The sequence below is a fragment of the Rhodococcus sp. 14-2470-1a genome, assembly GCF_002259425.1.
Taxonomy (GTDB): domain Bacteria; phylum Actinomycetota; class Actinomycetes; order Mycobacteriales; family Mycobacteriaceae; genus Rhodococcoides; species Rhodococcoides fascians_E.
Genome location: NZ_NPFZ01000027.1, coordinates 59,860 through 83,296 on the forward strand (window position 1 = coordinate 59,860; position 23,437 = coordinate 83,296).

At 65.8% G+C, this 23,437-nt stretch carries 24 protein-coding genes; 6 read left to right on the plus strand and 18 right to left on the minus strand.

The window, feature by feature from the left end; all coding sequences use genetic code 11:
- Positions 1 to 29: 29 nt before the first annotated feature.
- From CH292_RS15000 to CH292_RS15045, 10 genes are all read right to left on the minus strand, one after another.
- Positions 30 to 1,988: an MDR family MFS transporter gene (locus CH292_RS15000; RefSeq protein WP_019667058.1), complete on the minus strand. Its 1,959-nt coding sequence runs from the start codon at positions 1,986 to 1,988 to the stop codon at positions 30 to 32.
- A 4-nt stretch (positions 1,989 to 1,992) separates the two neighbouring features.
- Positions 1,993 to 2,466 (minus strand): MarR family winged helix-turn-helix transcriptional regulator, encoded by a 474-nt coding sequence (locus CH292_RS15005; RefSeq protein ID WP_019667059.1) that lies wholly within the window; start codon positions 2,464 to 2,466, stop codon positions 1,993 to 1,995.
- Positions 2,467 to 2,612: 146 nt separating this feature from the next.
- Positions 2,613 to 3,665, minus strand: coding sequence for an ABC transporter ATP-binding protein (locus CH292_RS15010; RefSeq protein ID WP_094626788.1), 1,053 nt, complete (start codon positions 3,663 to 3,665; stop codon positions 2,613 to 2,615).
- Positions 3,665 to 5,269: an iron ABC transporter permease gene (locus CH292_RS15015; protein ID WP_256978148.1), complete on the minus strand. Its 1,605-nt coding sequence runs from the start codon at positions 5,267 to 5,269 to the stop codon at positions 3,665 to 3,667. Before CH292_RS15015 ends, CH292_RS15010 begins: the two co-directional genes overlap by 1 nt.
- Before the next feature lie 19 nt (positions 5,270 to 5,288).
- On the minus strand, positions 5,289 to 6,314 hold the full coding sequence (locus CH292_RS15020; protein WP_256978149.1) for an ABC transporter substrate-binding protein: 1,026 nt from the start codon (positions 6,312 to 6,314) through the stop codon (positions 5,289 to 5,291).
- 100 nt (positions 6,315 to 6,414) lie between these two features.
- Positions 6,415 to 7,347, minus strand: coding sequence for a CopD family protein (locus tag CH292_RS15025; protein ID WP_019667062.1), 933 nt, complete (start codon positions 7,345 to 7,347; stop codon positions 6,415 to 6,417).
- A gap of 24 nt (positions 7,348 to 7,371) precedes the next feature.
- The gene (locus tag CH292_RS15030) at positions 7,372 to 7,890 is read right to left on the minus strand and encodes a copper resistance CopC family protein (RefSeq protein ID WP_033189372.1); all 519 of its coding nucleotides are present in this window, start codon (positions 7,888 to 7,890) and stop codon (positions 7,372 to 7,374) included.
- The gene (locus CH292_RS15035; protein WP_094655135.1) at positions 7,887 to 8,558 is read right to left on the minus strand and encodes a YcnI family protein; all 672 of its coding nucleotides are present in this window, start codon (positions 8,556 to 8,558) and stop codon (positions 7,887 to 7,889) included. The genes CH292_RS15030 and CH292_RS15035 overlap by 4 nt, the downstream gene beginning before the upstream one ends.
- A gap of 48 nt (positions 8,559 to 8,606) precedes the next feature.
- Positions 8,607 to 9,128, minus strand: a complete 522-nt coding sequence (locus tag CH292_RS15040) for a hypothetical protein (protein WP_094655136.1) — start codon at positions 9,126 to 9,128, stop codon at positions 8,607 to 8,609.
- A 13-nt stretch (positions 9,129 to 9,141) separates the two neighbouring features.
- Positions 9,142 to 9,792 carry a DUF6474 family protein gene (locus CH292_RS15045; RefSeq protein WP_019667066.1) on the minus strand — a complete coding sequence of 217 codons (651 nt, stop codon included), beginning with the start codon at positions 9,790 to 9,792 and terminating at the stop codon, positions 9,142 to 9,144.
- 170 nt (positions 9,793 to 9,962) lie between these two features.
- Between CH292_RS15045 and CH292_RS15050 the strand changes: the two genes are divergently transcribed.
- Positions 9,963 to 11,546: a TM0106 family RecB-like putative nuclease gene (locus tag CH292_RS15050; RefSeq protein ID WP_094655188.1), complete on the plus strand. Its 1,584-nt coding sequence runs from the start codon at positions 9,963 to 9,965 to the stop codon at positions 11,544 to 11,546.
- A 28-nt stretch (positions 11,547 to 11,574) separates the two neighbouring features.
- On the opposite strand, the gene CH292_RS15055 is transcribed toward CH292_RS15050, so the two are convergent.
- The 6 genes from CH292_RS15055 to CH292_RS15080 all read right to left on the minus strand — a co-directional run bounded on the left by CH292_RS15055 (position 11,575) and on the right by CH292_RS15080 (position 17,029).
- Complete coding sequence (locus tag CH292_RS15055; protein WP_019667068.1) at positions 11,575 to 12,342, minus strand: SDR family NAD(P)-dependent oxidoreductase; 768 nt, start codon at positions 12,340 to 12,342, stop codon at positions 11,575 to 11,577.
- A gap of 142 nt (positions 12,343 to 12,484) precedes the next feature.
- Positions 12,485 to 13,543 carry a hypothetical protein gene (locus CH292_RS15060; RefSeq protein ID WP_019667069.1) on the minus strand — a complete coding sequence of 353 codons (1,059 nt, stop codon included), beginning with the start codon at positions 13,541 to 13,543 and terminating at the stop codon, positions 12,485 to 12,487.
- Entirely contained in the window at positions 13,540 to 14,745 is a 1,206-nt protein-coding gene (locus CH292_RS15065; RefSeq protein ID WP_033189367.1) for a sensor histidine kinase, read from the minus strand. Before CH292_RS15065 ends, CH292_RS15060 begins: the two co-directional genes overlap by 4 nt.
- 40 nt (positions 14,746 to 14,785) lie before the next feature.
- On the minus strand, positions 14,786 to 15,478 hold the full coding sequence (locus CH292_RS15070) for a TMEM165/GDT1 family protein (RefSeq protein WP_037183392.1): 693 nt from the start codon (positions 15,476 to 15,478) through the stop codon (positions 14,786 to 14,788).
- 236 nt (positions 15,479 to 15,714) lie between these two features.
- A complete protein-coding gene (locus CH292_RS15075) occupies positions 15,715 to 16,242 on the minus strand; it encodes a hypothetical protein (protein WP_019667072.1) in 528 nt (175 codons plus the stop codon).
- 163 nt (positions 16,243 to 16,405) lie between these two features.
- Positions 16,406 to 17,029 carry a superoxide dismutase gene (locus CH292_RS15080; protein WP_019667073.1) on the minus strand — a complete coding sequence of 208 codons (624 nt, stop codon included), beginning with the start codon at positions 17,027 to 17,029 and terminating at the stop codon, positions 16,406 to 16,408.
- 236 nt (positions 17,030 to 17,265) lie between these two features.
- Between CH292_RS15080 and CH292_RS15085 the strand changes: the two genes are divergently transcribed.
- Positions 17,266 to 18,396 carry an acyltransferase gene (locus tag CH292_RS15085; protein WP_037140726.1) on the plus strand — a complete coding sequence of 377 codons (1,131 nt, stop codon included), beginning with the start codon at positions 17,266 to 17,268 and terminating at the stop codon, positions 18,394 to 18,396.
- A gap of 31 nt (positions 18,397 to 18,427) precedes the next feature.
- Here the strand turns inward: CH292_RS15085 and CH292_RS15090 are convergent, their stop codons facing one another.
- Complete coding sequence (locus tag CH292_RS15090) at positions 18,428 to 19,345, minus strand: LLM class F420-dependent oxidoreductase (protein WP_026348126.1); 918 nt, start codon at positions 19,343 to 19,345, stop codon at positions 18,428 to 18,430.
- A 198-nt stretch (positions 19,346 to 19,543) separates the two neighbouring features.
- Between CH292_RS15090 and CH292_RS15095 the strand changes: the two genes are divergently transcribed.
- The 4 genes from CH292_RS15095 to CH292_RS15115 all read left to right on the plus strand — a co-directional run bounded on the left by CH292_RS15095 (position 19,544) and on the right by CH292_RS15115 (position 22,804).
- On the plus strand, positions 19,544 to 19,864 hold the full coding sequence (locus tag CH292_RS15095; protein ID WP_020111775.1) for a rhodanese-like domain-containing protein: 321 nt from the start codon (positions 19,544 to 19,546) through the stop codon (positions 19,862 to 19,864).
- The gene (locus tag CH292_RS15100; RefSeq protein WP_218830180.1) at positions 19,864 to 20,901 is read left to right on the plus strand and encodes a DUF4328 domain-containing protein; all 1,038 of its coding nucleotides are present in this window, start codon (positions 19,864 to 19,866) and stop codon (positions 20,899 to 20,901) included. The genes CH292_RS15095 and CH292_RS15100 overlap by 1 nt, the downstream gene beginning before the upstream one ends.
- On the plus strand, positions 20,898 to 21,677 hold the full coding sequence (locus CH292_RS15105; RefSeq protein WP_019667078.1) for a glycerophosphodiester phosphodiesterase: 780 nt from the start codon (positions 20,898 to 20,900) through the stop codon (positions 21,675 to 21,677). The genes CH292_RS15100 and CH292_RS15105 overlap by 4 nt, the downstream gene beginning before the upstream one ends.
- Before the next feature lie 221 nt (positions 21,678 to 21,898).
- Entirely contained in the window at positions 21,899 to 22,804 is a 906-nt protein-coding gene (locus tag CH292_RS15115; RefSeq protein WP_026348127.1) for a DUF5926 family protein, read from the plus strand.
- A 64-nt stretch (positions 22,805 to 22,868) separates the two neighbouring features.
- On the opposite strand, the gene CH292_RS15120 is transcribed toward CH292_RS15115, so the two are convergent.
- Entirely contained in the window at positions 22,869 to 23,423 is a 555-nt protein-coding gene (locus CH292_RS15120) for a ferritin (RefSeq protein WP_019667080.1), read from the minus strand.
- Positions 23,424 to 23,437: the final 14 nt, after the last annotated feature.

Below are 23,437 nucleotides of genomic sequence, written 5' to 3' on the forward strand. Positions count from 1 at the left end.
GGGTGTGCGGGCTCTTTCGTGTTGTCGAACTAGTTGACGCTGTGGCCGTTCAGTCCGGAGTTGACGTAGTGCTGATGAGGATCAGGGACGTGTGCGTCGCCGAGTACTCGGGCGATTTGATCTTCGCTGAGTCCGAGGCGACGGAGTCGCTCGCAGACGGCGTCGAAGTCGAGCATTTTCGCGTCGAGTTCCTGCTGCAGTGCGACGACTTCGGCGCGGATGGCCTCGGCTTCGTCGAGTGCTTCGAGGGTGTCCTTGGGTTCGGGGAGCAGGAGGTTCAGCAGTCGATCACGTGCATCGGTGCTGAGGCCCTCGAACGGTGCCGAACCTGCTGGTGCTTCGTGGCGCCCGGTTCCGTCGAGCTCTGCTGCGACGTACTCGCGGGTGTCACCGAAGGACGGGACCTCGATGGTCTCTTCGCCTTCGACAGGTGCCTGGGCGAAGTCGATCGTCTTACGCAGCGGGCGGTTCGGGATCATGATGACCGCGAGCAGCGTGACGATGGCGACGAATCCGGCGATCATGAAGATCCGTCCGGTGGCATCGCCGTAGGCGGTGCGGACGACGGCGAGGATCGGTGCGGGCAGCGAGCTCAGGTCGAGTGATCCTCCGCCTGCGCTTCCGGAGCTGTCCACGCCCAGCTGGGCGAGGCCGGCTGCGGACTTCTCGGCGACGCGGGTCGCGAGGAGCGATCCGAGAACCGAGACGCCGATCGCGCCACCGAAGGTGCGGAAGAACGCGACGGTCGACGACGCTGCGCCGATGTTGTGGACGCTGACCGTGTTCTGGACTGCCAGAACGAGGTTCTGCATCAACATGCCGGTTCCGAGTCCGACGATGGTGATGAAGACGCCGACGGTCCACAGGCTGGTTGCGTGGTCGATGGTTCCGAGAAGCAGGAATCCGATGACCAGCAGTACCGATCCGGTGACGATGAACGGCTTCCACTTTCCGAACTTGGTGATGAGCTGGCCGGATCCGACGGAGGCGACGAGCATGCCGAACACCAGTGGGATGGAAAGCAGTCCGGCTTCGGTGGGGGTGTAGCCGCGTGCGGTCTGGAAGTACTGGCCGAGGAAGGTGGTGGCGCCGAACAGGCCGACACCGACTGCGATGGAGGCGATGATGGCGAGGCCGGTGGTGCGCTCGGTGACGATCTTCAGCGGGATGATCGGCGACTTGGCCTTGGCTTCGACGATGACGGTCAGGACGAGCAGCAGAACTCCGCCGCCGACGAGGTAGGCGGTTTCACGGGAGATCCATGCGTAGTAGTCCGCCTTGCCTGCGAACGAAACCCAGACCAGCAGGACCGAGACGCCCGCGGTGAGCAGGAGCGCGCCGAGCCAGTCGATGGAGACGTTCTCCTTGCGTTCGGTCTTGATGTGGAGCGTCTTCTGGAGCAGTCCGAGGGCGATGACGGCCAGCGGAACGCAGACGAAGAAGCACCAGCGCCAGCCGAGGGGGCTGTCGACGATCACGCCGCCGAGGATCGGTCCGCCGGACATGGACACAGCCATGACAGCGCCGGTGTAACCGGAGTAACGGCCGCGGTCACGCGGGGAGACGATGGTGCCGATGATGGCGATGACGAGTGCCGTCAGACCACCCATGCCGATGCCCTGGATGACACGGGCGACGAGCAGCAGTGGCACGTTGTGTGCAAAGCCTGCGATGAGCGAACCAGCGACGAAGATGACGATCGCGCTCTGGACCAGGACCTTCTTGTTGAACAGGTCGGCGAGCTTGCCCCAGATGGGCGTCGATGCTGCGTTGGCGAGCAGAGCGGTGGTGATGACCCAGGAGTACGCGGTCTGCGAACCCTGCAGGTCACCGATGATGGTGGGCAGTGCCGTCGAGACGATGGTGGTGCTCAGCAGTGCGGTGAACAGCGCGGCGAGCAGTCCGGTGAGGGCCTCGAGGATCTGCCGGTGGGACATGGCGTCGGGATCGGCCTGTTGAATATTGGGCGGAGCTTCGGTGGTTGACATTGTTCTATCTCGCAATCAGTTTCAAGTGCGCTGTGTCCTGCGCGTCTTCGTTGAATGTGTTGTTGAGTTTCTGAATCGAATCGAGGGCGGCCAGCGCCTCCGTTTCGCTCCAGTCGCTCAACATCTCGCGCAGTCGATTCGCGCGACGGTCCCAGATGACCTTGAGCTTCTCGCCGCCGTCGGACGAGACACGCACGCGTGATGCGCGTTTGTCGTCGGGATCGGGCGTTCGGTCGATGTATCCGAGATCCACCAGGTCTGCGATCTGCCGGCTGAGGGCGGACTGGCTGACGCAGAGCCTGTTGGCGAGGTCGGTCTGTCTGCATTCACCCTCCGTCGCGAGGATGGCCAGAACTCCGGTCAGTGCCTGCGGCAGGGGTGACTCCTCATCTCCGGTGGTCACGGCCCGCTTCAGCGCACGACCGAAGAGAAATACCTCTTCGACCAACGCTTCCGCGGTGGTAGTTCTTACTGCCATGAGGGCTCCAACGGTTCGAGTCAATTACTTGCTGTCCGCAACCATATAGATAAATAGATGAGGTAAACAACTATTTTACCTATCTCGTGGGTCACACCGACGGCGAGAACGGACAATCCGATCGACACCGCGTGCGACGGTAGGGACTATCCCGAAGTTGGCGTGAACATTCCGCGCTCGATGGTCATGATGACGCCGTCGCCCACTGCGGGGCGCGGACCGCGCACCGAGCAGCGGAAATCGACCCCGTGCGAGTCGACGACGACGTCGCTTGCCTCTCGGCCGAAGAGAGACGACGTGATCACGCCTGCGCCACAGTCGTGAGGTGAACCTGGACCGAGGACGATGTCCGACGGCATGACGGTCAACGTTCCACGGCCCTGCCTAGCGCCTTCGACGACGTCGAGCACTACTTCCAACGGGTGATCGTCGGCGTGGAATCTGCCGCCGTCGACGACGCCGGTGATGATGTTGGCGTCGGACAGGAACCGTGCGACGAACGCCGAGGAAGGCTGCTGCACCAGTTCCTCCGGGGTGCCGATCTGCGCGATCGAACCACCGTCGAGCACCGCGACACGGTCGGCCAGCGCCAAGGCTTCGTTCCGGTCGTGCGTGACATGGATGACGGTCAGTCCGGCGGCGCGCGTCAGCGAGCGAAGTTCCAGTCTGAGTCGGTCGCGCAGAGGCTCGTCGAGCGCGGAGAGCGCCTCGTCCAGCAACAGTGCCCGCGGCGTCCTCGCCAGAGCCCGCGCCAAGGCAACTCGCTGCCGTTGACCTCCGGACAACGTCGAAGGATCTCTCGATTCGAGACCGGGTAGGCCGACGAGTTCGAGGACTTCGCTCACACGCCGCTTGCGATCCGAGCGCGACATCCCGGCGAGCTCCAACGGATAGGAGACGTTCTTCCCGACGGTGCGGTGCGGCCACAGAGCGTGCTGCTGGAACACCATGCCCAGTCCGCGATGCTCGGGTGCGATCGGGCGCCGCCCACCTGCGACGACGTCGCCGCCGATGGTGATGGTGCCCGACGTCGGCGTCAGAAATCCCGCAACCGTGCGCAGCAGGGTCGTCTTACCGGAGCCGGACGGACCGACCAAGGCGAGGAATTCGCCGTCGGCGATGCGGAGGTCGATGCCGCGCAGACCGACGGCGCCACCGGGATATTCGAGGTCGACGGCATCGAGGGAGATGGCGGACATCAGGCATTCTTCTTTCGGTCGGAGACGCCCGCGACGAGACCGAGTCCGGCGATCCCGACCAGGGCGACGAGCAGGGACAGGGCCGATGCCGCGTTGTAGTCGCCCGCCTGCTGCAGGTTGAAGATCGACACTCCGAGGGTCTGCGTGCCGGGGGCGACCAGGAGAACCGACATGGTGAGCTCGCGCACCGCCGTCAAGCCCACCAGAACGGCACCGGAGGTGGCAGCGGGAATCGTCATCTTCCACGAGACGTCGTACAAGGCTCGTGCGGGTGAGGCGCCGGAGGAGCGGGCGACCTCTTCGAGTTGGAGCGGCGTCGAGAGCAGCGGCGCTCGGACGGCCTGCACGACGATCGCGAGGAACGCCATGACGTAAGCGCACAGGATCACCCAGCGGGTGTCGAACAGGCCGGTCCAACGTCCGACGATCAGCCATCCGACTGCGATGACCAGGCCCGGTATGGCTTGCGGGAGCATCGCGACGAGGTCGAGGCCGGTATTGTCCCGTGAGCGGGTGCGCGTCGTGACGACACCCAGAGTCAGGCCGACCACTCCGCAGATCACCGCGGCGCCGATCGCCAGCATCAGCGAATTCTGGATACCGACAACCGTTCCAGGTGCAGTGACGGCTGCGACGATGGAATCGAGAGTGAGGTTGGCCCACGTCAGGGGAACACCGGGCGCGGGCAGCAATGCCTGGGTGGCGAGCGCGAAGATCGGCAGGGCCGTGATGCTCAGTGCGAGAAGCCAGGTGGCGACGCCCACCGCCGACCGGCTCCGCCCCAACGCGAGCCGAGTCGGGGGAGTAACCGGCCCATCGAGAGCTGCACTGCCGCGGCTGAGTCCTCGGTCCACCGCAACCGCGACCACCGCCAGCAGCAACAGGACGATGCCGATGGCCGAGACCACCTCCAACGGCTGTGCGACGGTTCCCGATTGGATGAACCGATACACCATCGTCGACAACGTCACGTACCGGTCCGGCAGTCCGACGAGGGCGGGAATCCCGAAATCCGCCAGATTCGAGACCGCAACCAACGTGAACGACGCGACCGCGGCCGGCCGAAGCAACGGCAATGTCACGTACGTCAGTGCGCGCAGCGGGCGTGCCCCGGACATCCGCGCAGCCTCTTCGAGGTCACCGGGAATGCGGCGCAGTGCTGCTGCGACGATCAAGTACGCAATGGGATAGGAGTGGATGGTCAGGAGGAAGACCACGCCGTCTCCGCCGTAGACGTTCCACAGTGGTCCGCCGAACCGTTCGGCCCAGAACTTGTTGATCATCCCGCTCGGCCCGAGCAGGCCGGTCCACGCGATCGCCCCGACGAACGGCGGAATCAGCAACGGCGACAGCAGGACGAGCCGCAGCACCGAGCGACCGGGAAGATCCGTCCGGTCGAGCAGCAGGGCCATCGCGACGGCGATCACCACGGCGAACAATGCCGACAGTCCCGTCGACACGACGCTGTTCACGGCGGCGTCGACGATGCCGCCGTCGATCAGTTCACGAACATGGTTGCCGCCCAGCCCGATCGATACCACGGCAGCAATGGGCGCCAGGATCGACACCGACACCACGACCCACAGGAGCAGTCTGAGGGACACCAGACCACTCGCATAGGGGTTACCCGACAAGTTCGTTGAACCTCTCGACCGCCTCGGGCTGAGATGCCGTGATCTCGGCGAGATCGGGGTTCAGCAGGTTCAGATCGGCGAGAGCCGGTGCGCCGTCCGGGGTTCCGACGTCACCGCGCACGGGAAGGTACTGTTGCTCGACCGCGAGTTCCTGGCCTTGCTTGCTGACGAGGAAGTCGACGTACTTCTTCGCCGCGTCCTGATTCTTCGAATCGGCGAAGATGCCCGCAGGCTGGGAGATGTACGGAACACCGTCCGTCGGGTACTCGAGCGCGATGGGCGAACCCTTCTCCGCCAGTTCGCGAACCAGATAGTCGACGACGATCCCGATCGGCTGAGTGCCGGCCGCAACGGACTGTCCGACGGGACCGTTGCTCTCGGCGACGATCGGTTCGTTCGCGGCCAGGCCTTCGAGCCACGGCTGACCGAGCGACTCCTCGTTCAACCACACCGCCGTGTTGAATGCCGCCGCACCGGAGACATCCGGATTGGGAAGAGTGATCTGCCCCTTGTACTTCGGGTCGGCGAGTTGCTGCCACGACGTCGGCGGCTCCGACACGGCACCCGTGTTGTAGGCGATCACCGTGGGGATGATGCGGGTTCCGACGTAATATCCGTCCGGATCGACGATTTCCTGGTTCAACGCGGACACGTCCGCGGGGGTGTACTGGAGCAGCAGGTTCTCGTCCTTGTACCCCTCGAACGTCGGTGCGTCCGCAGCCAGGAGCACATCTGCGCCGATCGAACCCGTCTCACGCTCGGAAGCGATGCGCGCATTGAGATCTCCGGTGCCGGCACGGTAGACCTGCACCTCGATGTCCGGATTCGCAGCAGTGAACTCCGCGTTGAGTGCGTCGATCTTCGCCTGCGGTTCGGAGGTGTACACCGTGAGGGTCCCGCCGCTGGACTCCGTGCTGTCGACAGCCGGGTCGGCAGGCTCGGAGCACGCGGACAGCGCAGCTATCGAGGCAATCGAAACGAGGACGCCCACGACCGGGCGGCGAAAAGGTATCACGTGACAAGCTCCTGACGAACGACGAAGCTGACATCGTGACCGTCCCGAACGACGCGAGTCGGTCGCCGCGGGAAACGCGAAGTGGACGGGGCGTGAAGGACTACGCCGTCGTTGCCAGAGCCGCAGCCGAACCGAACGCGACAGCAAGCACGCAGACGTGGAGAGCAGCACGCACGGTCGACTCGTCGGCCTTCGTGCGATGCGCGGCCACCGACACCAGCCAGGTCGCGCGCAACCGTCGGGCAAGCACCACGAGGACGACGAGAAGAACGGTCTTGCCGAGGACGATACGGCCGTATCCGGTGTCGAACAGGGCAGGCAGACCACCGAGTTTCACAGCAGCGTTGACGGTTCCGCTCACGGCGAGAGTCCACACCGACCACCACGCCAGGCGCGAATACACGGGCAACACTGCGGCCCAGGCGCCCCGGGCACGCAAGGTCAGGGCCATCGCGGCCAGAACGCCGATCCACACCGACGCCGCCACGGTGTGCACGGACACGAACAACGCGCCGAGGACCTGCTGCGACATGTGCCCGGTGACGGGACGCGCCACGAGCGCGACGACGGTGAGGACGACGACGGGTACCGGGGACAGATCGCGCCGACGCCGCTGCATCGGCGCCGAAGGTGGTGCCGTCCGATACGCGAACAGCGAATACGCCACTGCCGCGGCGGTACAGAGGATCGTCACCACACCCAACTGCCCGACGGTGATGTCGGTCAGGAACGTCGCGAAGTTCGACACCGACAATCTTGCGATACCGCCCCCGAACGACTCGGTTGCTGCCGTCGCCAGCAGTGCCGTTTCCACCGCGGTCCACGTCCCGCCGACGACGACGGCGGTACGCCACACCGAAGGCTTCGATCGATCCGGAAACAGGTCCGTACGCAGCAGCGCGAGTCCGAGCATCGTCGCGCCGAGGCAGTCCGCGACGACACGGAGCACCGACGACGGGTCGGGGCCGTCGGGGTGGGCGAGCAACCATGCCAGCCCCACCCCGACGATGCCCGCCGCCCCCGCGGCGAGCACCCACCACCGGCGGAACGCGTTCAGCTACTTGTCCTTCGGCTTGCGCAACGCGTAGGCGAGTCCACCTGCGAAGACGAGGACACCCGCGACGAGGAAGATCCAGACGGGAATTCCCCCGCCGCTGCCGTCGTCGGACTCACCCTCCGCGGCGGCGGATGCGGCCGCGCCCGGCGTGCCGGATCCTTCCGCGGTCAACGTGAATCCCAGTGTCCCACTGATGGGGTGACCGTCGGCCGACGTCACGCGATAGGCGATCGTGTACTCGCCGACCGGTCCGAGTTCGCCGACGTCGACGACGATGCTCTGTCCCTCGATGCGCGGGTCGCCCTTGGACCACAGGTTGCCGTCGGGCCCGACGACGTTCAAGGTCGCGAACTGCGACTGCGGAACCTCGTTGAACGAGATCGACACCTGCGCCGGGCCGGACGCGATCTCGGATCCGTCGGCCGGGTTCGATCCGGTGACCACCGAGTGGGCGGATGCCGTGGGTGCGCCGATCAGCAGTGCCGAGATCGCGAGCACCGCGACGATCAGTTTCCTCATGACCGGCGTCCTCGCACAGTCGCGCCGATGCCGAGTGCGGCACCGAGAGCTCCGAGTACCAAGGCTCCGCCGGCGAGCCACCGGGCGGTCGTGTCGGAATCGGAACTCTGTGCTGTCTCCGTCGAATCCGACGCCGCGGCGGAATCGACGGAGTGACCGCCGTGTCCGTCGGAACCGGCGGCTGCGAGTGTCAGCGACGGCGCCGGGTACTCGGGCTCGCTACCGTCGGCGGCCGGTTCCTCGGTCCACTCGACGACCTCGCCGTCGTTGTAGGTCTGAACGGCCGGGAAGCTGACGGTGTCTTCCTCGGGCAGAGGACCCGCGGACAGCAGGAACTGCTGGAATTGGCCGGGAAGCACCTCGGCGCCCGGGCCCGCGGTCCACGTGACCGCGGTGGCGAGGCCCTCGGCGTTCTTGTCCACTACCGAGGTCCACCCCGGAATGGGCTGAGTGCGTGCGGAATTGAGGCCCGGTAGTTCGACCCGGACCGACGACGTCGCGGCGGTGTCGGATTCGGTGGGGACGCGGAAGGTCAGGACGGCGTAGCCGCCCTGCGCGGCGTCGGGCGCGGCGACCGTCACGTGTGCGGAGGCTGCACCCGCTCCGACGACGAGGGCGAGTGACGCGGTGCCTGCGATGATCGAGGCACGACGAACGAAGCTGTTCATGGCATGGGTACTTTCTCGAAAGACGATGTGGCAGAGATGATCGGAGAGTCACGCCGGCGTCGGCGGGCCACGTCTCGAGATGGATGTCGTGAACTCGAATGGTGCACGGGGAAGTGGGCTCGCGATCTCGACGGCGAGCCCGGGTGGAACGGCGAGGCGTTGCGGCGGGTCCAGTACCGATCGGACGACGGCGGTGATGGGCCCGTACAGCCGCTCGGCTGCGCACACCAACACCGCAGCCAGCGTCGATGCGGCAACGTGGAATGCAGCCATGGCCGGGCTCGGCAGAATGGTATGGCCGTGCATCATCGCGTGCGGGTCGCCGACGACCAGAGCGACGTGCGACGCGAACTGGCCGAGCACCATCCCCGCGAGAAGCAGGGGCACGGTCGCGCGGCCGGACCGCGGCACAGCGGACACGGCGCCGATCCCGAGGCCCACGATCAGTACCAGCACAGCCGCGGAGCCCGACGGATACCCGCCGTCGGCCCACCCGTGCGCTGCCACGGACAGCGACACCGTCGTCGCGCCGACAGCTCCGCCGCGAAGCGAAGCATCGGGCGACCTCATGGAACCGGAGGTACTACCGAACGCCGAGACGAGCCAGAAGGTCGGCTTCGATGCCGTCCAGCTCGGCCGAGATGGCGTTGTGCGCAGCCTTGCGACGTGCGGGAGGCATCTGTTCCGACGTCCGCACCGCGGTACCCAGATCCGTGAGGCGCTGGGAGATCGCGTCGGAGAACTTGCGGGTCTCGGCGTCGGAGCTGTTGGCCGTGACCTGGGCAAGCGACTTCTCCGAACCGGCGATACGTGCGCTCAGCTTCGCGCCGTAGCCGCTGTACTCGCTCAGCTCGGCGGGGTTGACGCCCAGCTTGCCTGCCTTGCGCTCGTCCAGACGGTTCCGCAGGACCGCAGCGCCGCGGTAGACGATGGGCGTCAGAACGGGGATCAACACCCGTGCAATCGAGATGTACTTGCGCACCTGAGCCGCGTTGAACGACCCCTGCAGCGCTGCCTTCTGCTGCGCCTGAAGTGTCCTGATCTGCGCCTTCTCGACGTTCTTCTGCGACTTGGCCTCGACCGCGCTCAGCTTGTTCTGTGCCTTCGCGATGGACTTCAGTTGCTTGCGCTCGTTCTTCGCTCCGAGCTTGGCCTCGAGTGTTGCCTTGTGCTTGAGCGCCTTGGCCTCGGCCTTACGAGTGGCACGACCCTTGCGCTTGCGGAACAACCCCATCGACAAGGCCCCTAACGTCAGCTTCGGTACGGTTCGGGCGCGGTATTCGCGCTGGCTGACACACAGCCTATCGCTGACGCAGCGGTGGGTCGCATGGGGCGTGTCGGTGGGGGGACATAGGCTCATCAACTGTGAACAGCCAGCCTGTCGCGGCGACACGGTCAGCCGGAATGCGGTCGTCGGTACTCATCGACGCCGGGTCCCTGACGCGGTGCCGTCACCGGCTGTACCTGGACACGGCCTACTCCGCGCTGCAGCGCGACGAACCGGAGAATCCCGGCGTCCGGCAACGGCGTGAGGCCGCGGCGGCCCACCGGGAGGCCACCCGTGCCGCCTTCGCAGCCACCGAATCCGGGTGGACGGAGATCGACGCCCCCGACGCCAGGTCGGCGTCGGAGATGACGATGGCGGCGTGCAGGCGCAAGGCCCGCTGGATCTGGAACGCCGTGCTTCCCCTCGATCACGAGCACGGTCGACGCGGCCGCAGCGAGATGCTGATGCTCGATCCGTCCGGTGCCGGATACATCCCGGTCATCGTCGTCAACCACAAGGTCACCGACCCCGGCCGGGGAGCGACCACCACTCCGTTCGACCGATGGACACCGAGCGTCGACGAGACCCGCAAGGTTCGCAGTCAGCTGCGGGACCAACTGCGCCTCGCGCATCTCTACCGAATGCTCGAACGTGAAGGCCTCGCCTCTCCCACTGCAATCGGCGGTGCAATCGGATATCGCGCCGAGTGCATCCTCGTTCACGACCTCGAGACCGTGTTCGCAGAATACGATTCACGATTCGCGGACCGTCTCGCCGTCGCGCGGGGTGAGAGCTTCACCGTGCCCTCCCAGGTGAGCGAGTGTCGGTCGTGCTCATGGTGGTCGGACTGCAAACCGCAGCTCACCGCCAACCGCGACGTGTCGCTGGTGGCGTCGGGGATGCGTGCGGAGGTGTTGCGCGAGCACGGCGTCTTCACCATCGACGACCTCGCCGACTGGACCGGACCGGAACCGCAGGACTGGCCGTTCGGCAGCTTCGACGACGCCGTTGCCGCAGCGACGGCGTGGCGCGCGGATGTTCCGCTTCTGCGCCGGACCGAGAGAACGACGGTCCACCGCGCTGACGTCGAGGTCGACGTGGACATGGAGAGCTACCAGGAGCACGGCGCCTACCTGTGGGGCACGCTGCTCACCGAGCAGGGAGGGCAGCCCCCGGTCTACCGAGGATTCGTCACGTGGGATCCGCTGCCGACCGTCGACGAGGGGCGATCGTTCGCGGAATTCTGGGGCTGGCTGATGGGCAAGCGCCGTGACGCCGCCGAACGCGGTAAAACCTTTGCAGCGTACTGCTATTCGCGCCAGGCCGAGGACAAATGGCTCCTCGATTCTGCCCGACGCTTCGGCGCCGTACCCGGCGTTCCCACCGAGGCCGAGATCCGCGAATTCATCGACAGCGAACAATGGGTGGACATCTACCAGGCAGTCAGCGACCAATTCATCTGCCCCGGCGGCAAAGGGCTGAAGAAAATCGCCCCCGTCGCCGGCTTCACCTGGCGTGACGATGAAGCCGGCGGCGAGGCGTCCATGGGCTGGTACCGCGACGCCGTCGGCTACGACGGAGAACCCGACCTCAGTCAGCGCGAACGGTTACTCGTCTACAACGAAGACGACGTCCAAGCCACGAAAGTCCTGCGCGAGTGGATGACCGACCGCGCGGACCTCGAAATCCCCACCCTCGAATCCTTGCGCGCCGGAGCCTGAAATCGGGGCTGCCGGAACCCGGATGCCCTTACCGCGGCGCCATGCGGATTGCGCCGTCCATGCGGATGGTTTCGCCGTTGAGGTAGTCGTGCTCGGCGAGCATCTGCACGAGCTGTGCGTACTCCGCCGGCTGTGCGAGACGCGAGGGGAACGGGACGCTGGCTTCGAGGCCCTTGCGGTATTCCTCGGTGACGCCGGCGAGCATCGGGGTGTCGACGATTCCGGGGGCGATGGTGTTGACGCGGATGCCGACCTGGGCGAGGTCGCGGGCCGCGGTGATGGTCATCGCGTGCACGCCGCCCTTCGATGCCGTGTACGCGATCTGGCCGATCTGGCCTTCGAAGGCGGCGACGGAGGCGGTGTTGACGATGATGCCGCGCTGCCCTGCGTCGTCGACCGTCGGGAGTGACTGAATTCGGTTGGCGGCGAGGCGCATCACGTTGAACGTGCCCAGCAGGTTGATGGTGATGACGGTGCGGAAGAGCTCGAGCTCGTGCGGGCCCTTCTTCGACAGGATGCGTCCCGCCCAGCCGACACCGGCGCAGTTGACGACGATGCGCAGGGGCACCCCGGACGCGGTGATGGTGTCGAGGGCTGCCTCGACGTCGGCTTCGCTGGTGACGTCGGCGGCGATGAGCGTGACACCGTCGGGCACGCTGTCGCCCGCCCGCTCGATCGACTGCGCCAGGTCGAGGCCGAACACCGTCACCCCGGCGTCGGCGAGGCGCTTGGCCGTTGCCGCACCGAGGCCGGACGCCCCGCCTGTGACCAACGCTGCTGTTCCCGAAATCTCCACGTGCACATCTCCTCGATTAGAGCGGTGGACGATCGGCGCAAACGATCAGCGCTGACCGTGATTGTCTCGTTCTGCACCATAACCGGACAGCAGTGAGTCGCAGCCGGCGGAGTGACAGAAGTGCAGTGGATCACACTTGGTGTCAGTGGCTGATTTCGCGAGCCCGACCGTCGTGCTCGTACTCGATTCGGTAGGTCCGTTCGGAATCGACCAGCATCGTGGCGAGGGCGGGCCGACCTGCCGGGAGCAGTCGCACAGTGGCCGATCCGCTCGCCATCCCGTCGATGTGCTCCGCTGCGGAGTCGACGACGAGGTCGCGCACCGCGGGGTCGAGTTCGACGTCGGCGCGGTCGTCGAGGAGTACGACGCTGACGCCGCGGTCGCGTGCCGTCCGCACCGACGTACGTAGTCGATCGGTGACAAGAGCGCGCGCTCGCAACGAATCCCGCAACTCGGCTTCGAGCAGGGTGTACGACGCGATCTCCTCGGGAGCCAGGTCGGGGCCGTGGACGGTCCGTTCGAGGAGTGGGCGAGCGAGTTCGTCGAGCCGACGCAGTTGCGAGTCACGCTCTTCGAGCACGGCTGCGGCGGCCGCCTCGGATGCGACTCGCGACGTCGACTGGTCACGCAGCGCGAAAACGGAGCGAGCGAGGGGCCGGAGCGTGAACGCGAAGAACGTCGACATCAGCAGCGGGGCAGCGTTGATGACGCCGAAGGCGATGCCGTAGGCGGCGCCCTGCCCGGTCTGGACGGACCAGAAGATCGTCACGGCAACCGTCGTCCCCAGTCCGGCCCACGCTGCCGACGTTCGTCCTCGGACGCACAGGGCCGTGAACAATGCGACGCTCGTGCCCAGCGGCCAGGTCTGCAGTGGGCTGCTGACCGGAACGGGAATCACGCTGTAGGTCAACGCGCAGCTGACGGGGCCGAGGGCAGCGATGAATACGGTGTACCGCCACGGCAGTGGATCTCCTGGTGCGGTGATCATCGTGACTGCACCGATCGAGCACAACCCAGCGGAGACGAAGATCGGCCACGGGGAGCTCACTCCCTCCAACGTCGCTGCGGCGCAGAGAAAACACGTGAAGATGTAGAGGGCGACCAGTCCCGTCGCGAATCGCGACCGCAGTCCGATGAGGTCGCGAATATCCTGACCCGAGCCGTCCTGACACGCGTCGTGCGTGCTCCGGGTGCCGTTCACGACGGTGCCGACCAGTGCAGTGCCACCGTCGTGCCACCGTCGTTCTTGTCCGACTCGACGCGCGCCGAGCCACCGGGCAGGCTGCGCATGCGTCCGACGATGCTCACCGCGATCCCCATGCGATGCGGCGCGACCGAGGTGGGGTCGAACCCGGACCCGTCGTCGGACAGCACGATGGAGATGTCGTCCCTCGTCAGCGACAACGTTGCGACCCGCGTCGCGTCGGAACCTGCGTGCGTGACGCTGTTGCGAACTGCCTCGGCCAAGGCGGCACTGGCCGTGCGGATGACCTCGGCGGGATACAGAGCGTCGGTGCGTGATTCGACGGCGATTTCGATCTCCTCGTCGACATTCGTTGCGGCCGAACGTAACCGGGCGAGCGCCTCGTCGACATCGAACGTCGTGGCGGACGAGTGGTTTCGCAGCGAGTCCAGCTGAGCGAGAGTGTGCTCGGTCTGTCGGATCACGCCCTCGGTGCGTCCGAGGCGAGCCACCGCGAGAAGGGAGGACAACACGCCGTCGTGGATGAGGGCGTCGAAACGCTCACGCTCGACGGCGCGGGCGCTGACGGCAGCCTCGGTCGCCGCCTGTCGGTGGGTGGTTTCGCGCGTGCTGTCGAGAATGCGTGCGGTGCGGATGACGCCCAAGGTGGCGGCCACGAAGATGGAGCAGAACATCAGCGCGAACGTGATGTCCGCCAGCAACGGGCCGTCCAGCAGTGGACCACGGAGAATGTTGATGCTGAGCTGAACCGAGACGACAGTGACGGTCAGCTGTGCGAAAGCCAGCCATGACGGCAGCGACGCGGCCGCGGCCAGTCCCGCCAGGCCGGGGAACGACGCCAGGGGCATTCCGTTGGTGTCGACGACGGAGCTGTCCCACGCGAGCCACCAGCTCAGCGCGGCGGCCAGGAAGGTGAAGGTCGCTACGGCACCGGTGACGCGGATCCACCTGGTGTCCGTGGCCAGGGAAGCCACTCCCATGGACAGACCTGTTCCGAACACGGCGACCATCGCTGCGGGCGTCCACCAGGATTCCGTCACGTAGGCGGTGCGGAGGAAATCCGGCAGCAGAATCGCGAAATAGATGAGGTAACCGGCGGCGACGAAGCGCGCTACCGTCCGGAGAAGCCGATCCGACGACGTGTTGTCGTCGTGGGTGGCGCGGCGCGTCCTGCTGGGATCGTGGTCGATGGTTGTCATGTGCCCCTGGTTCTGATCGGGGCAGATGATACGTCGATTCTTACTTGTCGTTCAATACCTCGACCGGCGTCGGGCGACGGCGCCGGACGGTTGCGATTGCTCCCCACACCGCTGCCGACAGGACGAGAACGACGCCGCCGGCGATCACGGGCGCGGACGTTCCGGGCATGACGCCCTCGAAGAACAGCGAGACGCCGAACACGAAGAAGAGGATTGCGGCACCGAACTGGATGATGCGTTCGGGAAGATGCTTGCCCAGGACCGCGCCCACGACGATGGCGAGGGCATCGGCTGCGACCATGCCGACGGTAGAGCCGATCCAGACGCCGGCCCAGTTGTTGTCCGCGGCGAGGGTGACGGTGGCGAGCATGGTCTTGTCGCCGAGCTCGGCCAGGAAGAATGCCGACGCGATTGCGATGAACGCCGAGCGGGTGACCTTGGAGGCCTTGTCGCCTTCGTCGTCGGAAAGCTTGTCTCCCTTGAGGGTCCACAATCCGAAGACGACGAAAGCGACTCCGGCGACGATCGAGATCAGATGGGTGGGAATCGAGAGTCCGAGGAAGTGCCCGACGGCGACCGACACGAGGTGGGTGACGGTGGTGGCGATCGTGATGCCGCCGATGACGACGTACCACTTGTAGCGCAAGGCGAACGTCATGGCCATGAGCTGCGATTTGTCGCCGAGTTCGGCGACGAAGATGACTGCGAAACTCAACAGCAGCGCGGACAGCATATGGAGGCACTCCTTCGGTCGTCTGAATGACCGAAGGTCTCGCCCACCGGCGCCGAGCACGCAGCCTGTGCGTGAGCGGTATCGGTTCACGGTGCCGGGCCCGATTGCGGACCAGTATGTCGACACGGTGATTGGGGGCTACTCCCCTTCGCTGCACTCCACAGTAGGAGGAGGTAGTCGAAAAGTCCAATGCCGCAGCAAGTTTGGGAACCCGAAAACTCTTGTACGGGCCACGTTCAGGACGCGAGGAGCATGGCCAAAACTGCAGTGTCGGGATCGCTGATCGGGTCGAGGCCGATGCGGCTCACCATCGAGGTCACGGTGCCGTCGGATTCGGCTTCCACCCAGGCAGCACGGTGGTCGAGGCCGAGATGCGGCAGGCCGGGAAGGAGGACACACCCGGACGCCGCACCCGCGCATTCCGGGAGTGACGGGGTGGTCTCCGACGGCGGATGCAGCATCAGAATCGCCGCCGGCTGGTGGTGCGCGAACCGCTCGGGTGTGACAGCAGTCTCACCCACGATGGGCCCCTCGGCGAGGACCAGCCCTATCGTTCCCGGGGCCGGATCGTCGGGAAGCTCCTCGCGAGCCCCGAAGACCGTCGACGTCGTGAGCAGGCCCGGCATCGATGCGACCTGGACGGCCAGCACGAGAAACTGCGCCCATTCCTTCGTCGTGTCCGGCCACCGCCCGGAGATCACGAACCCGCGCAGAAGCCCAGCGGCATGGAAAGGGGAAACGCCGATCAGATCGCGATCGCTCATGTGCACTCCTCGTTCGCCCAGAAATATCCGGTACGCCACGCTGGGTACACCCCAATATGAACCAGAAACGTGCTGGCACACAAGACGTGTCGAGTGCTAACGAAGGGAAACACGAAAAGGGCCACCACGACGATGCGTGATGGCCCTCTGCGGTGCGGAAGAATTACGGGAAGATCAGACCCGGGGTCTTCGACGTGGCTGCCTCGAAGCGAGCCTGAACGTCGGCCCAGTTCACGACGTTCCAGAACGCCTTGACGTAGTCTGCCTTGACGTTCTTGTACTGCAGGTAGAAGGCGTGCTCCCACATGTCGACCTGGAGCAGCGGGATGATGCCCAGCGGCACGTTGGCCTGCTGATCGTAGAGCTGGAACGTCAGCAGCTTCTTGCCGAGCGAGTCGTAGCCGAGAACGGCCCAGCCGGAGCCCTGCAGACCGTTGGCTGCCGCGGTGAACTGTGCGCGGAACTTGTCGAACGAACCGAACTGATCGTCGATGGCTGCGCCGAGTTCACCCTCGGGCTTGTCGCCACCGTTGGGGGAGAGGTTCTTCCACCAGATGGAGTGGTTGACGTGGCCGCCGAGGTGGAACGCGAGGTTCTTCTCGAGCAGGAAGATCGAGCCGTGATCCTCGGCTTCGCGGGCTGCAGCGAGCTTCTCGAGCGCAGTGTTGGCGCCGGCGACGTACGTTGCGTGGTGCTTGGAGTGGTGCAGTTCGTTGATCTCGCCCGAGATGTGTGGCTCGAGGGCGGAGTAATCGAAATCAAGGTCGGGCAAGGTGTACTCGGACACGTGGTTCCCTTCTTTGTCGACGCCGGCTTCATCGATCGAAGCGCGGCGCGTAATGCTGCGGATCTTCTCTCGGGTTCAACCCAATCTCATTACTACCCCCAGTGCAACTGTTGTACTCGAGACTCATTTCTCGGAATAAAACCACGCTGCCGCGGCAGCCTCGGGAGGTCACGGCGAGGTCACGGCTCGGCATCACGATTGGTCCGGCAGGTGAACAGGAATCTAGACTGGCCGCCGTGAGCCCCCATCGCAGGTCGACCGATGCGGTCGACGCCAGACAGGCGGTCACGGACGTCCATGCGCCGAGGGTCCAACTCGACGGCGCGAACCTGCTGCGGTTGATCGCGGTACTCGCCGTTCTCTACTCGCACATCTCGTTCTACCTGATCGACGACCGCGGCGAAGGCTGGTGGATGATCGACGTCGTCTACCGGGTGTTCGTCCAGGAAGCCGGCCTCAACAACCATCTCTCGTTCGTCGGCGTCGCGATCTTCATGCTCCTGACCGGCCTGCTGGTGACCCGCTCGGCGATGCGGCAGTCGCGACGCGATTTCGCGGTCAGCAGGCTTTCCCGCCTGGTCCCAGCGCTGTGGGTGTCCGTCGCGCTGGCCATTCTGCTGGTACGTCTGGGAATCAACGGCATGTTCAGCGGTCAGAACGGGATCAGCAACTCCGAAGCCGCGCTCAGCTTCGTGCTCGGCGGGTTCTTCCTGAAGCCCGAAGTCGCCGTACTGGGCGTCACCTGGACGCTGACGGTTCAGCTGATGTTCTACCTGTACTGCATCGCGGCCCGCGACATCCTGCGGAAGTGGCCCGTCGTCGTTCCCCTCGTCGGGGCCTTCCTCTGCGCGGCCGTGCTGATCTACAACCTCTACATCCCGCAGCCGTGGTCGGTGCCGATGCTGTCGAAGATCGCCGCGACGCTCCCGACGCTGTTCCTCGGGCAGATCATCTACCTCGGCTGGGCCCGGATCATCAGCTGGAGATGGGTCGTCGTCTCGGTCGTCGCGCAGGCCGAGGTGGTGCGACTGGCAACCGACGTCCACGCTTACTGGGCGGGCGACCAGTACATGTGGACCATCGTCGTCGTCACCGGTCTGGTCCTGCTCCTCGCGCGGTACGACGGCAGGATCGCGCACTGGGCGATCGTTCGCTGGACGGGCACCCGCAGCTACGCGATCTACCTGGTCCACACGCTGATTCTCTACCGGGTGTACGAGAACGTCGTTCCGTACACCGGACCGACGGGCGCGGTCGTCGCGTTTCTCGTCGCCACGGCCGCCGTGTCGGAAATCGTCTACCGCTGGGTCGAGACTCCCGCTGCACGCTGGCTGGGCGCCCGGTTGCGTCGACCCGCGCACGCCTGAGGGCAGGCGTGCGCGAGCCGGGGCCGACGAATCAGAGCTGAGGCATGACCTCCGACGCCACCAGTTCCAGATGGTCCAGGTCGGCCAGGTCGAGGACCTGCAGGTACACCCGGGATGCTCCGAGCTCGCCGTAGCGTCCGATCTTGTCCACCAGTTCTGCGGGGGAACCGGCCGCACCGTTCTCCCGCAGCTCGGACACGTCACGACCGATCGCGGCAGCGCGGCGGGCGATCTCCTCCTCGGACTTGCCGCAGCACAGCACGAGCGCGCTCGAATACGCCAACTCGCGTCCGGTCTCGGACGCCGCGGCCCGCACTCGATCGAACTGCGTTCCGGTGGCCTCGAGCGAGGCGAACGGAATGTTGAACTCGTCGGCGTACTTCGCAGCCAGTGCCGGGGTGCGCTTCTTGCCGCCACCGCCGATCAGGATCGGGGGCCGCGGGGACTGCGCCGGCTTGGGAAGCGCAGGTGAGTCGACGATGGGGTAGTGCTTACCGTCGTACGAGAACGTCTCGCCGACGGGGGTCTCCCACAGTCCGGTGATCACGGCCAGGGACTCCTCGAGCTTGTCGAAACGCTCTCCCAGCGGTGGGAACGGAATGCCGTACGCCGTGTGCTCCTCCTCGAACCAGCCTGCGCCGAGACCGAAATCGACGCGGCCCCCGCTCATCGCGTCGACCTGCGCGACGCTGATGGCCAGTGGGCCGGGATAACGGAAGGTGGCCGACGTGACGAGAGTGCCGAGGCGGATCGTCTTCGTCTCGCGAGCAATTCCGGCGAGCGTGATCCACGCGTCCGTCGGACCGGGTAGGCCGTCGGAGTTCATCGCCAGATAGTGATCGGAGCGGAAAAACGCGCCGTAGCCCAGACTTTCAGCGGTCTGGGCGACGCGAAGAAGATCGTCGTAGGTGGCGCCTTGCTGAGGTTCGGTGAAGATTCGAAGTTCGATTGCGGCCATGGATTCGAGTCTAGGGAATCGACCCGGGAGCGCTCCGCGCCTGTGGATGAAACCGGCAGATGCCCGGTTTCTGTGGATCGGTCTGTGGATAGTGTGGATAACTTCCTTGCTCTATCCACAGGGAACGGGTGGCAGGGCCGGTGGATTGCGTGACAAGATCGTTTTGTGTCTGCTCCGGATCTGCCCTCAGTGACCGTCGCCCAGCTGCCCACCGAGCTGAGCGAGTCGGTGATTCTGCTCGACGTCCGTGAGAACGAGGAATGGCAGCAGGGACACGCTCCCGGTGCCGTGCACATTCCGATGGCCGAAGTGCCGTCCCGCATCGGCGAGATCGACGCCGACGCCGACTTGTACGTCGTGTGCAAGGCCGGGGGGCGCTCGCTCCGCGTCGTCGAATACCTCGCGCAGATCGGATACGAAGCCACCAACGTCGACGGCGGCATGTCGGCGTGGCAGCACGCAGGCCGTCCACTCGTGCGCGACGACGGCGCCGAGGCGAGAATCGTCTAGTGTCCGCATTTCAGGTCTGTGCCCGCTGCGCGACGCGGTGGCCCGTCGGAACGCGACCGGCGGTGTGGTGTCCGCGCTGCCACGGCGTGCTGCTGTCCCCGGTGTCGGCGCAAGCGCCCGCAACCGGAACCCGCAACTTCCGCTGGGTCGCCAAGAAGCCGCGGAACAAGACCTCGCGGCCGGCCGGCTCGTCGCATCCACGCCGCACCGCGACACCGAAGTACGACGAGATCCCGCGCTGGGGTCTGATCGACCAGCCCGTATCGAACGTCCAGGAACGGGAACCGCGACTTCGACGCTGGGCAGGTGCCGCACCCGGTCTGCTGGTGCTCGCCGCATCGCTACTCGGCCTCGCCGCAGCAGCGGAGCTGTTTCGGTACGGAATCCTGCTGTACAACCGCACACGCCTCGTCGGGCAGACGACGCTCGTGACGTCCGACGCGGTGGTGCTGTTCGCCGAGACCGCGTCGATCGTCATCGGAATCGCCGCCGCCGTCGGCTCCGCATGCTGGTTGGTGGATCGACGACGAATCTTCTTCGAGAGAGCCGGAACACGTGACCCACGCTCGTCGCGCACCCTCTTCGTCGGAACACTCGTTCCGGTGCTGTCTCTCGCACTCCCCGGAGTCTTTCTCACCGAGCTGGCCGACGCCAAAGCCGGCGTCGACAAGCCACGCCTGGTCCGTGACATCCGCATCTGGTGGGGACTGTGGGTCCTGAACTGGGCACTCGTCGTCGCCGCATCCCTCTGGCGGCTGCGCGACTCCCTCCAAGCTCAGGCCGACGGCGTACTGCTCTCCGCCATCGTCGCCCTGGTGGGCGTCCTCACCGCCCTCTGGACCGTCCACCTCCTCCACAGCATCGACGGCCTCGGCTGGCGCGGCACCCACAAACCCTCGCCGACGCGATGGGTCATGTCGGTTCCACGTGAAACCGTCGCCGACGCCCCCCTCCCGGACCGAATGAAACGTTCGGTCACTCAGAGTGACCGAACGTCACGTTCGGTCACCGAAACGGAGAAGGCGGCGGCGTCGTGAGCGGAGATCGTCGCGGACCGTTCGTCGTTGCGCATCGCGGAGCGTCGGCGGAGAAGAAAGAGCACACGCTGGCTGCCTACGACCTTGCGCTACGCGACGGAGCCGACGGCCTCGAGTGCGATGTTCGGCTGACCCGCGACGGCCACATCGTGTGCGTGCACGACCGGAGAATCGACCGCACGTCCTCCGGTACCGGAATCGTCAGCGAGCTGGACTACGACACCCTCAAGGGCTACGACTACGGCGACGGCGCCGAGCCCGCCGATCTGCTGACACTCAGCGACCTGATTCAGCTGGTGCTGGACTGGACGTCCAAACCGACGAAGCTGTTCATCGAAACCAAGCATCCGGTGCGCTACGGGTCGCTCATCGAGAGCAAGGTGCTTGCCGAGCTGCACCGCTTCGGCATCGGCCAACCTGCGTCCGCCGACCATTCGCGCGCAGTGATCATGTCCTTCGCGGCCACCGCTGTCTGGCGAATCAGACGAGCCGCGCCGATGCTGCCGACAGTTCTCCTCGGCGACTCGTCGCACTACCTCGGGGGAGGCGCCGCCACCACCGTCGGAGCCACGGCAGTCGGACCGTCGATCAAAAGCCTGCGCGAGCACCCGTCGATCGTCGACCGCGCGGCGGCGTCGGGCCGCGCGACGTACGTGTGGACCGTCGACGACAAGGCCGACGTCGACCTGTGCCGTGAACTGGGCGTCGGGTGGATCGCCACCAACAACCCAGCGCGCACCCGTGCTTGGTTGGCAGGAGCGGAGCCTGCGGAGTGACTCGGTGGGGCAGGAGCGGAGCCTGCGGAGTGACTCGGTGGGGCAGGAGCGGAGCCTGCGGAGTGACTCGGTGGGGCAGGAGCGGAGCCTGCGGAGTGACCGGGTAAGGCAGGAGCGGAGCCTGCGGAGTGACTCGGTAAGGCAGGAGCGGAGCCTGCGGAGTGGGCTGGAGCTTTGGGCTTGCTGGACGTGCAGGTGGGGTGACCCTGTAGGTTTCGGGCGTGGGTAAGAGTAAAAGAAACAGTGGTCCGAAGCAGGACAGTAACCGCGCAGCAAAGCTTGCTCAGCGCGCGGCCGAGCGGGAGAACCTGTCCGCGGCGCCGGTGCGGCCGTTCCATGGTGTGCGGGCCGAGTGCGATCTCGTTGCGATGCGGGAGTTCGTTCCGTCGGCGACGGCACCGGTTGTGGTCGACGGTCGCACGCTGACGGTGGCGACGGTGTTGCCCGGTGCGGTTGCGGCGCTGGTGCGTGAGGAGAGCGGCGACGTGCGGGGCTTTGCTGGCCTGCAGGTTCAGGTGCATTCGCCGAATGTCGCTGCTGATCTGTCCAGTGCATTGTCGTGGGCGTCCATCGCGCAGCCGGGTGAGTCGTTGGAGTCCGCGGGGCCGGACGGCAACACTCCTGCGCTGTCGGAGGTGCTGGATCCGACGCTGGAACTCGACATCACGGTGCATCAGGATTTCAACTGGTGGCTTCCGGAGGGCGCTGAGCCTGCTGCCGACGTCGCGGCGACGGTGGAGCGTGCGAATGGGGCCATCATGCCGTCGGCTCGCCTCGAAGGTGAGGGCCTGACTGCTGCGTGGTGGGTCGATGCGGGCGACAAAGCGCATCTTCGGTGGGTTCGTCCGGAGAGCGAGGACGATCTGATGCTCGCGTTGGCGCGTCTGCACGCTGCCGGTGATCTGACGCTCGGCGAGGGCTCGCGGTACGCCGGTTCGTTCCGGACGCACGGGCTGCTCGTGCCGGTGTTCGATCTGGATCCGGAGATGCACCCGACGGAATGGGCCGCGCCCACCGTTCGGTTCGGAAACAAGCTTGCCGAGGCACTGGCTGTGGATGCGCCGCTGACCTCGGAGCAGCGGCGGTCGCGCGACGGACTGCGCGGGCGTCAGGTGACGCTGAGGTGATCCGTTGTGAGTGGAAATGTGTCCCCCAGGACACATTTCCACTCACGAGCGCGGGACGCGCGACTTAGATGGCGCCGCCGGCAGCCTGAGGTGCACCGCTGTCCGAGGGGACAGTGTTGCTGTACTCACGAGCAACGAACTGCTCGAGGTCGAACAGGTTGTGTCCGGCACGGTCCGCGACGTTGAGCAGCGTCTTCATGCTCGCAACTTCCTCGACCTGCTCCTTGAGGAACCACTGCATGAACTGCTCGCCGAGGTAATCGCCCTCTTCGCGTGCGGTGCTCGCGAGCGCGATGATCTGCTCGGTGACGGTCTCTTCCTGGGCCAGGGCCAGAGCGATCGGCTCGCGGGCGTCGGTGAAGACGGACTTAGCGCCGTCGACTCCGGTGAGCTCGACGGTGATGTCGCGGTCCAGGAAGTACTGGACGATCATCATCGCGTGGTTGCGCTCTTCGACGGCCTGCGCGTAGAAGTGCTTGGCCAACTGCGGCAGGTCGGTGTTGGCGAAGTAGACCGCGGTGGCGATGTACTGATGCGAAGCGTTGAACTCGTTCCGGATCTGATCGCGGAGGAGTGCGTGGAATTTGGAATGGTTGGTTTCTTTGACGTCTGCGCTCATGGTGAAGAGAATAT